10 protein-coding genes are annotated in these 14,350 nt (G+C 70.3%); 1 reads left to right on the top strand and 9 read right to left on the bottom strand.

The genetic code is table 11. The annotated features are described in order from the left end of the window. Nucleotides 1-4 precede the first annotated feature (4 nt). From ABD287_RS07645 to ABD287_RS07630, 4 genes are all read right to left on the bottom strand, one after another. Nucleotides 5-1,288 carry a nucleotide sugar dehydrogenase gene (locus ABD287_RS07645; RefSeq protein WP_344170372.1) on the bottom strand — a complete coding sequence of 428 codons (1,284 nt, stop codon included), beginning with the start codon at nucleotides 1,286-1,288 and terminating at the stop codon, nucleotides 5-7. Nucleotides 1,289-1,293: 5 nt separating this feature from the next. Beyond that, entirely contained in the window at nucleotides 1,294-2,841 is a 1,548-nt protein-coding gene (locus tag ABD287_RS07640) for a glycosyltransferase family 2 protein (RefSeq protein WP_344170370.1), read from the bottom strand. A gap of 19 nt (nucleotides 2,842-2,860) precedes the next feature. Continuing rightward, nucleotides 2,861-4,465: a glycosyltransferase family 4 protein gene (locus tag ABD287_RS07635; protein WP_344170989.1), complete on the bottom strand. Its 1,605-nt coding sequence runs from the start codon at nucleotides 4,463-4,465 to the stop codon at nucleotides 2,861-2,863. Between the two features lie 164 nt (nucleotides 4,466-4,629). Then, nucleotides 4,630-5,346 (bottom strand): hypothetical protein, encoded by a 717-nt coding sequence (locus ABD287_RS07630; protein ID WP_344170368.1) that lies wholly within the window; start codon nucleotides 5,344-5,346, stop codon nucleotides 4,630-4,632. 150 nt (nucleotides 5,347-5,496) lie between these two features. Between ABD287_RS07630 and ABD287_RS07625 the strand changes: the two genes are divergently transcribed. Then, nucleotides 5,497-6,387 (top strand): HhH-GPD family protein, encoded by an 891-nt coding sequence (locus ABD287_RS07625; RefSeq protein WP_344170366.1) that lies wholly within the window; start codon nucleotides 5,497-5,499, stop codon nucleotides 6,385-6,387. Nucleotides 6,388-6,464: 77 nt separating this feature from the next. On the opposite strand, the gene ABD287_RS07620 is transcribed toward ABD287_RS07625, so the two are convergent. From ABD287_RS07620 to ABD287_RS07600, 5 genes are all read right to left on the bottom strand, one after another. After that, on the bottom strand, nucleotides 6,465-9,017 hold the full coding sequence (locus tag ABD287_RS07620; protein ID WP_344170364.1) for an ATP-dependent Clp protease ATP-binding subunit: 2,553 nt from the start codon (nucleotides 9,015-9,017) through the stop codon (nucleotides 6,465-6,467). Nucleotides 9,018-9,595: 578 nt separating this feature from the next. Further along, nucleotides 9,596-9,946, bottom strand: a complete 351-nt coding sequence (locus ABD287_RS07615; protein ID WP_344170362.1) for a histone-like nucleoid-structuring protein Lsr2 — start codon at nucleotides 9,944-9,946, stop codon at nucleotides 9,596-9,598. Between the two features lie 978 nt (nucleotides 9,947-10,924). After that, nucleotides 10,925-11,686, bottom strand: coding sequence for a type III pantothenate kinase (locus ABD287_RS07610; RefSeq protein WP_344170359.1), 762 nt, complete (start codon nucleotides 11,684-11,686; stop codon nucleotides 10,925-10,927). Nucleotides 11,687-11,689: 3 nt separating this feature from the next. After that, nucleotides 11,690-12,586: a carboxylating nicotinate-nucleotide diphosphorylase gene (nadC, locus tag ABD287_RS07605; RefSeq protein ID WP_344170356.1), complete on the bottom strand. Its 897-nt coding sequence runs from the start codon at nucleotides 12,584-12,586 to the stop codon at nucleotides 11,690-11,692. Between the two features lie 16 nt (nucleotides 12,587-12,602). Beyond that, entirely contained in the window at nucleotides 12,603-14,330 is a 1,728-nt protein-coding gene (locus tag ABD287_RS07600) for an L-aspartate oxidase (protein ID WP_344170353.1), read from the bottom strand. Nucleotides 14,331-14,350 lie beyond the last annotated feature (20 nt).

Raw genomic sequence — 14,350 nt, 5'->3', positions numbered from 1 at the left:
AGGCTCAGCCGCCGATGACCTCGCGACGCACGCCCTCCCACCGCTGCGGGTCGGTGACCCGACGGCCGTCCACGACCACCCGGACGCCCGGCAGGTCCTTGACGCCCAGGGTGCGGTACTCGGCGTGGTCAGCCTGCACGACCACGGCCGACACCGGCTGACCGGTGTAGGCGGGCAGCCCGAGCGCGGTCAGCTCGTCGGGGGTGTACATCGGGTCCGACACGTACGGCTGGGCGCCGCGGGCCTGCAACGCGGCCACCGTCGGGAACACGCCGGAGAAGGCCGTCTCTTTCACCCCGCCCCGGTACGAGGCGCCCAGCACCAGCACCTCGGCGCCGGTCAGGTCGCCGTAGGCGTCGGCCAGCAACTGGATCGCGTACTCGGGCATCGCCGCGTTGGCCTCCCGGGCGGACCGGACGACCGAGGCGTTGGGGTCGTTCCACAGGTACAGCCGCGGATAGACCGGAATGCAGTGGCCGCCGACCGCGATGCCGGGGCTGTGGATATGGCTGTACGGCTGGCTGTTGCAGGCCTCGATCACCGTGGTGATGTCGATGCCGGTGGTGTCGGCGAACCGGGCGAACTGGTTGGCCAGCCCGATGTTCACGTCGCGGTAGGTGGTCTCGGCGAGCTTGGCCATCTCGGCCGCCTCGGCGTTGCCCATGTCCCAGACGCCGTTGGGGCGGGGCAGGTCGGCGCGTTCGTCGAAGTCGAGAACCTGGCGGTAGAACTCCAGGCCGCGGGCGGTGGCGGCCTGGTCGAGCCCGCCGACGAGCTTGGGGTAGCGGCGCAGGTCGGCGAAGACCCGTCCGGTGAGCACCCGCTCCGGGCTGAACACCAGGTGGAAGTCCTGGCCGCAGGTGAGTCCCGAGCCCTGTTCGAGCATCGGCGCCCAGCGGTCCCGGGTGGTGCCCACCGGCAGGGTGGTCTCGTAGCTGACCAGGGTGCCTGGCTTGAGACCGCGGGCGATGGCCTCGGTGGCGGCGTCCATCCAGGCGAAGTCCGGGACGCCGTCGCCGTCGACGAACAACGGGACGACGACCACGACGGCCTCGGATGCGGCGACCGCGGCGGCGGTGTCGGTGGTGGCCTTGAGATGGCCGGAGGTGACGACCTGTTTGAGCTTGAGGTCCAGGTCGGTCTCGCCGGGGAACGGGATCGCCCCGTCGTTGACCAGGCTCACCACCGGCTCGGAGACGTCCGCCCCGATGACGGTGTGGCCCTTGCTGGCGAACTGGACAGCGAGTGGCAGCCCGATCTTTCCGAGCGCGACGACACAGATCTTCATGGGGGCTATCTTCCTCCTCGGGTTACGGAGCGCAGCCGGCGGACCACCCGGCCGAGCGTGACCGGCGCCACCGCGACAATCAGTCGATCTCTGTGGTTGGCGGTGAGGGTCACCAGAAAAAGCCGCAGGCCTTGGAACGCGATGCGGCGACGAACCACCAGCTTACGAGGGGCGCGCAGGTCGGCAACGCCGGTCCCGCCGGCGGTGTCCACCTCTGCCCGGACCACCCGCACCGCGCCCAGCCTGGCCTGCCCCGCCAACAGGCGCCGCAGCGGGATGCTGGCCCGGACCCGGGTCAGATCGCCCTCCTGGGTGACCACGACAGCCGGCGCTGGCACGTCACCGACCAGCAGGCGCGGCGGTCCGTTGACCTGACCTGGCAGATCCGCGACGCTCGCCACGGCCTCGATCTCGACGACCCGCCCGCCACGCCACCGGACCGCCGTGGTCTGCATCCGGGCCAACCAGTCGGCCTCGGTGCCCGGGGTCAGCTCGAAGGACGTGTCGGGCAGCCCCCATCGCGCGTCCCGGAACCCCGGGTAGGTGACGAACGAACGGCCGGCCTCGACCACGAGCGGCGGATCCGGTGACTCGTCCTGGGACCGCAGCAGCGCCAACAGCTCATCGAGGGTGGCCCGCTGGGCGTACTCGATCCGTAGCCGCTCGGGGACGAACAGGCGACGACGGATCCGGTCGGTGAGGTAGGCGTCAGCGAGCCGCCGGACGCCGGCGTAGACCCGTTCCTGTTCGTCACGCGGGGCGAGCAGGAACGGGCGACGCAGCAGCAGACTGATCTCCCAGTTGAAGTGTCGGAGCAGGATGGCGTCCCGGCGCGGTCCCGGCTCGATGAGCTCGCCGACGAAGTCCACCAGCCGCTCGATGCACGCGATCCTGCTGGTGAGCCGGCGTGGCCGGAAACTGATGTTGCTGCGGTCCATTCGGCGCACGGCGAAGTAGCAGTCGTAGTCGGCCACCACCGCGATCCGGCCGGCGTTCACCAGCGCCTCGATCGTGAACGGCTGGTCGCTGAGCATCGGCATGTCGGTGGCGAACCGCAGTTTCCGATCCTCGATCAGCTGACGGCGGAACAGCTTGGTGTTGGCCAGCGACCACGGCAGCGGCGAGTGGAGCAGGTCCACATCGTCCTGGTTGGCCGCGAAGATGCGCTGGTCGATGTACCGGCCATTGACCCCGACGACCTTCCCGAGGACGACGTCCGCGCCGGTGCGGTCGGCGGCGTCGACCATGCGTTCCAACGCCTGTGGCCCGAGGTAGTCGTCGGCGCCGATGAAGAAGACGTACCGGCCGTTGGCGTTGTCCAGGGCCCGGTTGCTGGGGCCCGCTGGGCCGCCGGAGTTCGGCTGCCGCAGCACAGTGACCAGGACGGGTCGACGGGCAGCGAACTGGTCCAGCTCGGCGCCACTGCCGTCGGTCGATCCGTCATCGACGGCGATGATCTCCATACGGTCGTGACCGATGCTCTGCGCCTCCAACGAGCGCAGGCATTCGACCAGGTACGGCATGGTGTTGTAGACCGCCAGGACCACGGTCACATCAGGTCTGGTCGTCCGCTCAACCACGGGGTCGGACGGCTACGTCGCCGATGGTGTGGTTCGCGGCGACCGGGAAATGGTCGGCGACCGTGGCGTCGTCCGCGGCGGGGACGCCGGGCGGGCACAGCCGCGAGTAGACCTCGTCAAGCACCCGCACCTGCGCCTCCCATGTCCAACCTTCGAGCAGCCCCGGGGTGTCGTAGGCGGCCCGGTACCGACGCGGGTCAGCGAGAATCGCCCGCACCGCGCGGACGAAGTCCGCGACGTCCTTGGCGCGGAACACCTCGCCCTGGCCGGTCGCCCGCACAGTCTCGGCCATGGTCTTCACATCGCTCACCACCAGCGGGAGTCGCGCATGTGAATACTCGAAGAACTTGGTGATCAACGCGATCTCGTGGTTCGGCCAGTGGTGGATCGGGATGACGCCGACATCGGCGCCGGACAGGAATCCCACCACCTGCCAGTGTGGGACGTACGGCAGCGGATGCAACCGGTCGGCCACCCCGAGCGTGCGGGCCCGGTCCACCAGGTCGGCTACCAGTTTGCCGTCCGGGTGGTTCACCACCAGCGCCACGTGCACGCCGTCCAACTGGGGCATCGCCTCGACCATCGTCGCCAGGCCACGCTGCTCGGCGGCGACGCCGCTGTACACCATGAGCGGCGTCTCCGAGGAGATCCCGCACTGCTGCCGCAGCGACGCTGTCAACACGCCCACATGTGGCTCCGGATCGTGGTCGACCGCCGGGGCGTTGAGCACCACCGAGGGCATCTCAGGCAGCCGGTACGCATCACGCAGCAGTTCGGACAACGCGGGCGAGACGGTCATCACCGCGTCGGCGTACGGCGCGTATTCGCGCTCATGGGCCAGATGTCCCGGCTTCCACCGGGCGTTCGCCGCCCAGGGCTTGATGCCGGGCAGGAACTCGTGCGCGTCCCAGACCAGCTCAGTCCGATGTTGGCGACCGGCCAGCGCCCTGATCTTCGCGCGAGCGCCGACGCCGAGCATGCGGAAGTCGTTGGCGTGGATGAGGTCGGGCGCCAACTCGTCGATGACCGGGCCGTAGGCGAACTCGTAGTCCCACAGACTCGGTTCGAGTTTGCGCCAGGCGCGTTCCTTGCTCACCGTCAGCCAGAACCAGGTGTAGAGCCGGTCCCATGGGCTGGTGAGCTGGCGACGCCCCCGGGCCAGGGTGAGCATCCGACGCCGCGCCGAGGTCCACCGACGGCGCACGCCGCACGCGACCCGCTCCAGGTAGAGCCACCGTCGCCGCCACCGCTGGTCCGCGGCCGACTCCTTCCCGGAGCGCTGCGCGATGTCCAGGAGTTTGACCCGAAGGTCGATGTCGGCCCGCCACGCGCGCACCGCGGCGGCCCGCTGGGTCGGGATTCCGGTGGGCGGGTACGCCAACGGCCAACGCAGCATCGCCCGCCGGTACTCATGGCGCCGCTTCGACATCAGTCGCGGCATCGGCAGCAGCCGCACCTTGGCCTCGCCGAGCTTCCACGTCTGCGGCTCCGCGGTCGGCGAACGCCCGAGCAGGGTGACGTCCCAGCCGAGCTCAGCCGCGGACCGCGCGAGTTTCTGCACGCGGGAGTCGCCGTTGACGGCGTTGTCCACCAGCATCACGAGCCGCCCACGGCGGCCGCCCTCGGCTTGGACTTCAGGCTGAACAGTGTCCGCTGCCATACGTTCTGGCCGCCTCTCCCCAGGTCGGTGATCGAGACCTCGGCGAGTCTACGACGCGGGCGCCCCGGGCGGACGCCGTGGCCGTTGCCCAGATCACGCCGTCAGGAAGCGGTAAGGGTCAATTCAACCGGTTCACTCACCTTTGAACCGACGCGAGCCAGTAACTGGTACGCGCCGGGTGTGACCGGGCCCACAGGAACGCCAGCACGGCACTTGTCGCCCATCGTGCTCGATCGACCGTTCCAGGTCACCATGTACTCAAGCCGCTCGCCCGCCGCGAAGCTCCGCGGCTCCTGGCCCCGGCCCGAGCCGCAATGGTCCGACGACCAGATCGTCTCAACACCGCGCACGATCCGTAGCTCCTGGGCGTCCGCGCCGACATCGCGCAGGCAGGCTCTACCGGACGAGTTCTCGACGATGAGACGGATGTCGATCGGACTCGCCGCCGGAACGCTCGACTTCGCCGGCGCGGGCGCCACCATGAGCTGCCCGTCGTCGCAGGCCGGGCCGCCCAGCCCCGGCGGCGCCGCCGGAGCGCCGCCGGTCGCGGCCACGCCCAACGGACCCGGCGACCCCGCGCCCCCGCTGCTTCCCGGCGCTCCCGTGGGCGCCGCGCTGGACAGGGCCGGCAGCGCGGTCGGCGTCAGCTCCAGCCCTGGGGGCGCGGTCGACGTCGTGGCCATAGGCGCCTTCTTGTCATCCCCGTCCGGCGCGCAGGCGGCGTAGCCCAGGACGATCACCGCCAGCGGCGCGGCGAGCACGACGACCCGCCGCCGCCAGTACACGGCGGACGGGAGCGGACCGACCGTCAAACGCATGATGACCTCACCGTATCGCCGACCCGCCAGCCGGCTGCCGCGACGCGCCGACGAGCGGTCCGTGACAGGCACGCGCCCCCGTGCATCGACCAGGACTCCGACGCCCCGAGGCCGCCGGCGGCCTCGTCCACAACATGACAGGATCGGACGATGCCCGCCCCCGCCGACGCGTCGACACTCGCCCACCTCGCCATCGACTGGTACGACCGGCACGCCCGGGACCTGCCCTGGCGCTCCCCCGCGACCACCGCCTGGGGCGTTCTGGTCAGCGAGGTCATGTCGCAGCAGACCCCGGTGGGACGCGTCGCGCCGATCTGGCTGGAGTGGATGGAACGCTGGCCGTCGCCGGCCGACCTCGCCGCCGAACCGGTCGCCGAGGCCATCCGTGCCTGGGGCCGGCTCGGCTACCCACGCCGGGCGATGCGCCTGCACGCCTGCGCCACGACGCTCGTCCGGGACCACGAGGGCCAGCCGCCGCGATCGGTCCCGGAGCTGCTGGCGCTACCCGGCGTCGGCGCCTACACCGCGCGGGCCGTCGCTGCCTTCGCGTACGGGCAACGCGAACCGGTCGTCGACACCAACGTCCGGCGCTTCGTCGCCCGGGCGGCGGCGGGCCGGGCCGACGCCGGGGCGGCGACCACACCGGCAGACCTCGCCGCGACGGTCGCGCTGCTGCCCGAACAGCCGTCCCGCGCCGCGCGCGCCAGCGCCGCCTTCATGGAGATCGGCGCGTTGGTCTGCACCGCTCGCGCCCCGGTCTGTGGACGGTGCCCGGTCGCGGCGCGGTGCCGGTGGCGGGCCAGCGGCCAGGCGCTGCCGGTCGGCCCGACCCGGAAGGTTCAGCGCTACGCCGGGACGGACCGCCAGGTCAGGGGGCTGCTCCTGGCGGTGCTCCGGGACGCGACCGGGCCGGTCACCGGGGATCAGCTGGCCCCGGTCTGGTCCGACGACGTCCAACGGGACCGGGCGCTGACCAGCCTGCTCGACGACGGCCTGGCCCGCCAGGTGGCGCCCGGCGTATACGCCCTCGCCGGAGACTGACTGACGGAACGGACGTGCGACGGGGTCCGCGCCACCGGCGCGGACCCCGTCGGGTCGCCTGAGTGCGGGCTACCGGGTCAGCCGGCTTCCTCGGTCGCCGTCGGAGCGGCGCCGGCGGCAGTGGGACCGTCGAGGTCCTCCGGCACGGTCTCGGGCACCGGCGCCGACTTCTCGGCGCCACGGAACACCAGCTTCGACTTGTCGATATTCGTCGGGTCGCCCTCGCAGTCGACGATGACGATCTGCCCTGGCCGTAGCTCGTTGAACAGGATCCGCTCGGAAAGCGTGTCCTCAAGGTCCCGCTGGATGGTGCGCCGCAGCGGCCGGGCGCCCAGAACCGGGTCGAAGCCCTTCCTGGACAGGTAGATCTTCGCGCTGTCGGTCAGCTCCAGACCCATGTCCTTCGTCTTGAGCTGGCCCTCGATGCGGGAGATCATGATGTCGACGATCCGCAGGATGTCCGGCTGGGAGAGCTGGTGGAAGACGATGGTGTCGTCGATCCGGTTGAGGAACTCGGGCCGGAAGTGCTGCTTCAGCTCGTCGTTGACCTTGATCTTCATACGCTCGTAGTTCGACTCGGTGTCCTCGGACTTCTGGAAGCCCAGCGACACCGCCTTCGCCACATCCCGGGTGCCCAGGTTCGTGGTCAGGATGATCACGGTGTTCTTGAAGTCGACGATCCGGCCCTGGCCATCGGTGAGGCGGCCGTCCTCAAGGATCTGCAACAGGGTGTTGAAAACATCCGGATGGGCCTTCTCGATCTCATCGAACAGGACCACCGAGAACGGCTTACGCCGCACCTTCTCGGTGAGCTGGCCGCCCTCGTCGTAACCGACGTAGCCGGGAGGGGCGCCGACGAGACGCGACACCGTGTAACGGTCGTGGAACTCGGACATGTCGAGCTGGATGAGCGCGTCCTCGCTGCCGAACAGGAACTCGGCCAGCGTCTTCGACAGCTCCGTCTTTCCGACGCCCGACGGACCGGCGAAAATGAATGATCCGGCCGGACGCTTCGGGTCTTTGAGACCGGCGCGGGTCCGGCGGATCGCCTTGGAAACCGCCCGCACCGCGTCGAACTGGCCGATGACCCGCTTGTGCAGCTCGTCCTCCATGCGCAGCAGTCGGGCCGTCTCCTCCTCGGTCAGCTTGTAGACCGGGATGCCCGTCCAGTTCGCGAGGACCTCGGCGATCTGCTCGTCGTCGACCTCGCTGACGACGTCCAGATCCCCGGCCTTCCACTCCTTCTCGCGCTGCGACTTCTGGCCGAGCAGCTGCTTCTCGTTGTCCCGCAGCTGGGCGGCCTTCTCAAAGTCCTGCGCGTCGATCGCGGACTCCTTGTCCCGGCGCACCTGGGCGATGCGCTCGTCGAAGTCACGCAGGTCCGGCGGCGCGGTCATCCGGCGAATGCGCATCCGCGCGCCGGCCTCGTCGATGAGGTCGATCGCCTTGTCCGGCAGGAACCGGTCGGAGATGTAGCGGTCGGCCAGGTTCGCCGCCGCGACCAGGGCGGAGTCGGTGATGGTGATCCGGTGGTGCGCCTCGTACCGGTCGCGCAGGCCCTTGAGCATTTCGATGGTGTCCGCCACGGACGGCTCGGGGACGCTGATCGGCTGGAAACGACGTTCGAGAGCGGCGTCCTTCTCGACGTACTTGCGGTATTCGTCGAGCGTGGTGGCCCCGATGGTCTGCAACTCGCCCCGGGCCAGCATCGGCTTGAGGATCGACGCGGCGTCGATCGCGCCCTCCGCCGCCCCGGCGCCGACGAGGGTGTGGATCTCGTCGATGAACAGGATGATGTCGCCGCGGGTGCGGATCTCCTTGAGGACCTTCTTGAGGCGTTCCTCGAAGTCACCGCGGTAGCGCGACCCGGCGACCAGGGCGCCGAGGTCGAGCGTGTACAGCTGCTTGTCCTTGAGCGTCTCCGGGACCTCGCCCTTGACGATCTTCTGGGCCAGGCCCTCGACGACCGTCGTCTTGCCGACGCCGGGCTCGCCGATGAGCACCGGGTTGTTCTTGGTGCGGCGGGACAGCACCTGCATGACCCGCTCGATCTCCTTCTCCCGGCCGATGACCGGGTCCAGCTTGCCCTCGCGGGCCGACTGGGTGAGGTTGCGACCGAACTGGTCCAGCACCAGGCTCGTCGACGGCGTGGCCTCGCCGGTGGCCGCGCCGGTGGCCGCCGGCTCCTTGCCCTGGTAGCCGGAGAGGAGCTGGATCACCTGTTGGCGGACCCGGTTGAGGTCGGCGCCGAGTTTCACCAGCACCTGGGCGGCGACGCCCTCGCCCTCCCGGATGAGGCCCAGCAGGATGTGCTCGGTGCCGATGTAGTTGTGTCCGAGCTGCAGCGCCTCGCGCAGCGACAGCTCCAGGACCTTCTTGGCACGCGGTGTGAACGGGATGTGCCCGCTGGGGGCCTGCTGCCCCTGGCCGATGATCTCCTCGACCTGCTGACGCACGCCCTCGAGCGAGATCCCCAGACTCTCCAGAGCCTTGGCCGCGACGCCCTCGCCCTCGTGGATGAGGCCGAGCAGAATGTGCTCGGTGCCGATGTAGTTGTGGTTGAGCATCCGGGCCTCTTCTTGGGCCAGGACGACAACCCGACGCGCTCGGTCGGTGAACCGCTCGAACATTTCCGTGCTCCTCACGTGCCGTGCGCCAGAACTTGTCGCGGCGCTGTCGAACGACTCGACCCGGTCCGCCGACAACTCACTCGACTCCGGTTCCACAACGACGCCGCCGACGGCCTGCCACCGCCGGGGAGGCCCGGTGGCGACGGGCCGCGGGCGACAACCGACCATCGGGGACTTCCCAGACGGGGGACGTTCAACCGTCTGAGGATCCCGCGGTCGTCTGAGGATCCCGCGGCCGCCGGCGTGCACCGTCGCTGACGCTTACTGCCAATCACTCTATCGCCGATGACTGACGGCGCAGGCCACACGATCGCGCTGCCAGCGCCGTCGCCCCCGGCGGGGCCGTCATCGGAAGACGTTTTGCCTAACCGCACGCGTAGTTCGGATGTTCCACCAGCCACTGCTGTACGCGCAGAGCGAAATTACCGCGCCGGTCCGCGCCGCCGCAGCTGCTTCCCGGGCCGCGCCGACGGCCAGATATCCACAGCCTGTGGATAAGTTCGCCGGCACGTCGGACCCCGGACATGCCGCTGGCGCCCGGGACAAGCTGTCCAGGACGCCAGTGGCACAGCGGTCGGTCAGCGACCGGCGCGGGAGTGGTACTCCTCGACGATCTCCTGCGGAATGCGGCCGCGATCGGAGATCTCCCGACCTTCACGCTTCGCCCAGGCCCGGATCGCCTTGTTCTGCTCACGGTCGGCGGTGGCGACGCCCCGCCCACGAGCGGCCCGGCCGCCCACCACGACGCCGCCGCGGCCGACCTTGGTGCCCTTGGAGACGTAAGGCTCGAAGACCTCGCGCAATTTGGCGGCGTTCTTCTGCGACAGGTCAATCTCGTACTGAATGCCGTCCAGCGCGAACTTGACGGTCTCGTCCGCGTCGCCGCCGTCCAGGTCGTCGACCAACTTGTGGATGATCTGCTTTGCCACGTACGGCTACCTTTCCGAACACATTCGTTGACAGCGTGCGATCAAACCGGACGAATTACCTCCGGACCTGTCCGCACGCACTAACCATCACGAGCATTCTCAGCTTGCTTGATCTCAAAACATCGGCTACGGAAACACGACCGAAACCGAAGTACGCAGACCATACGGCACGATCACGGGTAACGCGCAAGAGACCAAGCCGATTACGGGAGAACCCGCAACAGCGCGGCGACAGCACATGCCATAGCCAAGAGACAGCACGGGCCGCGGCACAAGCGCGCACAAGCCGAGGACCGCACAATATCCTAATTGAGGCCCGATCCGTCAATCACGGGCGCCGGTGAGTCCCGCGTCGGGACTCACCAGTCAGCCCCTGAGTCACGCCGCCCGCAGCGCCACGGCCGCATTGGCGGAGTACGGCCGGGTCCGCATCGACCGTCGGCCGCGGCGGTCCGGCGTCGGAGTCTCCGGAGAATTGGAGCGAGACGGGATTGCCTCGTCGCGCCGCCCGACAAGAGTCTGTCGATTCCCATTCCCGCTCTATTCGGCGCCGGACGGCGCGAGGACGACGAGCGGTCCCCGTCCGTGGACAGTCCGGGCTCCCGCGGCGGGCGCCTCGAACGAGGGTTTCGTCGGCTTTTCCCTCGCCGGTGGCGCTACCAGGGCCACAAGGGCCGTCGCGACGGCTCGGCCCCGGGCCGCCGCACACCGCGGCACGGGCGATGATCCGAAAAGAGTGACCCTGCGCACGGACCTTCGTCCGCGCGCGATTCCACGCGACATAGCCACAGTGCGAGCACACCAGACTGCACAGAGTGACAGGAATGACGGATGCAACTTTCACGCTCCGGGAATGATCGATAAGCGCGACAGCAGGGACACCACCCCGGACGGCCCGACGCGGGTCAATTCCGGTCAATAGCCGGACCGTGCCGACCTACCAGGTCCGCGCTTGGCCGTCGGTAATCGATCCGCCGATCATGACTGGTTACGGGCGTACACCATGCGCAGGCCGATCAAAGTGATCCACGGCTCGTGGTGAGTGATAGTGCGGCACTCGTCAAGCACCACCGGCGCCAGCCCACCGGTAGCGATGACCGCCCGCAACGGGCCGAGCTCCCCGGTCATCCGCTCGACCACGCGGTCGATGAGACCCGCATATCCGAAGTACATGCCGGCCTGGAGGCACTCGACGGTGTTCTTGCCGATCGCCGACGAGGGCTTCGCCGGCTCAACCTTCCGCAGCTGGGCCGCCCGGTTCGCCAGCGCGTCGAAGGCGATCTGGATGCCAGGGGTGAACGCGCCGCCGAGGAACTCCCCTCGGGCGCTGATCACGTCGAACGTGGTCGTCGTGCCGACGTCCACCACGATCGAGGGCCCGCCGTACATGGCGAACGCGGCCAGCGTGTTCACCACCCGGTCCGTGCCCACCTCCTTCGGGTTCTCGACCGCCAGCTGGACGCCGGTGCGCACCCCCGGCTCGACGATGAGCGTCGGGACGGCCGGGTAGTAGCGCTCCAGCATCCGCCGCAGCGAGCGCAGCGCGGCCGGGACCGTCGAGCACGCGGCCACCCCGGTGATGTCGACGGCGTCCCCGGCCAGCAGTCCGCGGTACAACAGACCCAGCTCGTCCGAGGTGGCGTCCGGGTCGGTCTTGACCCGCCAGGAGTGGACCAGCCGCTCGCCCTCGAAGGTCGCCAGCACCGTGTTGGTGTTACCGATGTCGATACACAGCAGCATGGGTCAGCTCCGCAGGTCGAGCGCGATATCGAGAATGGGCGACGAGTGGGTCAACGCGCCCACCGACAGGTAGTCGACACCGGTGGCGGCGTACGCGGCGGCGGTGTTCAGCGTCAGATTGCCGGTCGCCTCCAGCTGCGCCCGGTCGCCGACGGCCGCCACGATCCGCGACAGCAACGGCGGGGCCATGTTGTCGCAGAGCAGGAAGTCAGCTCCGGCCTCGACGGCCTCCAACGCCTCGTCCAGCGTCGTCACCTCGACCTGGATGGTGACGCCCGGGGACGCCTCGCGGATCCGTCGGAACGCCGCGGCGACGCCGCCTGCGGCGAGCTTGTGGTTGTCCTTGATCATCGCTTCGTCGTACAGGCCCATCCGCTTGTTCGCGCCGCCACCGGCCCGCACCGCGTACTTCTCGAGGGACCGCAGCCCCGGGGTGGTCTTGCGGGTGTCCAGCACCTGGGCCTTCGAGCCGGCCAGCTCCCGGGTCCACGCGCTGGTGTGGGTGGCGACCCCGGACATGCGGCACAGCAGGTTCAGCGCGGTGCGCTCGGCCGTCAGCAGGGCCCGCGTCGGCCCGGAGACCACCGCCAGCACGTCCCCCCGGCTGACGTGCGCTCCGTCGTCCGCCGACAGCTCCACCACCAGCTCAGCGTCGACGGCCTCGAAGACAGCCGCCGCCACGTCCAGACCGGCCACCACGCCGTCGGCGCGGGCCACCACCTCGGCGACGTCGCGCTGTCCGGCCGGGATGGTCGCCTCGCTGGTCACGTCCTGGCGTCGCGGCCCAAGATCTTCAGCCAGCGCCAGCTCGACGATCCGGCCGACCTCCGCCGGGTCCAGACCCAGAGTCGCCAACCGCCGCGCCCGAAACTCGTTCACCGTCACGCCCCGTCCGTCCATGGAAGACGATCCTGCCTCACCGACCCGCCGACCACGGCGTCCACTCCTGTCGGCGTCGGCCGTCGGGGCCGAGGCTGCCCACGATATGCCCGCGCCAGCGGGCCACCGCGTCCGGGAAGTCCTCCCGCCAGTGGCAGCCACGGGTCTCCTGCCGCAGGTACGCGGCCGCGACCAGAGCCGACGCGACGGTGACGAGGTTCGTGGCCTCCCACGCCGGGGTGCCCGGAGCGCCCGCGGCGCCGGCGGCGCCGACGAGCGCGCTCGCGGATCCGCGCAGCGAGTCGGCCGACCGGAGCACGCCGGCCCCGCGGGTCATCGCCCGCTGCGCCGCCGCCCGACCCGCCGGCTCGACCAGGGTGTCCAGGGCAGCCGCGACCGGCGCCGGGTCGGCCTGCGACGGCAGGTGGCGGGCGATGTCCAGGGCGATCCGGCGGCTGAAGACCAGACCCTCCAGCAGCGAGTTGCTGGCCAGGCGGTTCGCGCCGTGGACGCCGGTGCAGGCCACCTCGCCGCAGGCGTACAGCCCAGGGATGGAGGTACGGCCGGCCAGATCAGTGCGGACGCCGCCGCTGGCGTAGTGCGCGGCGGGCGTCACCGGGATGCGGTCGAGGGCCGGGTCGATCCCAGCCGCCAGACACGAGGCGACGATCGTTGGGAACCGCTGGCGCAGGAACTCGCCGCCGAGATGCCGGGCGTCCAGGAAGACGTGGTCGGCGCCGGTGACCAGCAACACCCGGTGGATGCCCTTGGCGACCACGTCCCGGGGCGCCAGCTCCGCCAGCTCGTGCTGCCCGGCCATGAACCGGACGCCGTCGGCGTCCACCAGATGGGCGCCCTCGCCCCGCAGCGCCTCGGACACCAACGCCTGCTGCGCCACCGCCGCGGCCGGCGTCGTTCCGTCGCCGCCGACGCCGCCGCCGATCGCCAGCGACGTCGGATGGAACTGGACGAACTCGATGTCGGTGACCTCAGCCCCGGCCCGCAGCGCCAGCGCCACGCCGTCGCCGGTGGAGACCGTCGGGTTCGTCGTCGCGGCGAAAACCTGGCCCATGCCGCCGGTCGCCAGCACGACCGCGCGGGCCAGCACCGCCCCGACGCCCTCCTCCGACCCCTCGCCCAACACATGCAGGGTGACGCCGCAGGCACGGCCGTCGGCCGCCCGCAGCAGATCCAGCACCAGGGCGTGCTCCACCAGCCTGATCCACGGGTCGCGGCGCACCGCGGAGTGCAGCGCCCGCTGCACCTCGGCGCCGGTGGCGTCCCCGCCGGCATGCACAATCCGGTTCGCGTGATGCCCGCCCTCGCGGGTGAGCATCAGCGCGCCGTCCGGGTGACGGTCGAACCGGGCCCCGAGCCGGATCAGCTCCCGCACCCGCTGCGGCCCCTCCTCGACCAGGGTCCGCACCGCCTCCGGGTCGCACAGGCCAACGCCCGCAGTCTCGGTGTCAGCGGCGTGGGCGGTCGGGGTGTCCAACGGGTCGAGGACCGCCGCGATCCCGCCCTGGGCCCAACGGGTCGAGCCGTCATCGATGTTGACCTTGGTGACGACGGTGACGTGCAGGCCCGTCTCGCGCAGGTGCAGCGCGGCGGTCAGACCGGCGATCCCGGAGCCGATCACCACGACGTCGGTCGTCTCCGCCCAGCCCGGATCGGCCGCCGCCAACCGCGACGGCAGGACCAGCTCCGGCAGATCCGGCCCGGCGAACGGCAGGACGGGGGACGACGAGAAGGCGGTGCTGGGCATGCCGACAGTGAAACCTGCCG

It is taken from the genome of Pilimelia columellifera subsp. columellifera, from assembly GCF_039532605.1.
GTDB classification, from domain to species: Bacteria; Actinomycetota; Actinomycetes; order Mycobacteriales; family Micromonosporaceae; genus Pilimelia; species Pilimelia columellifera.
This window is presented reverse-complemented; position numbering and strand designations above follow the sequence as displayed.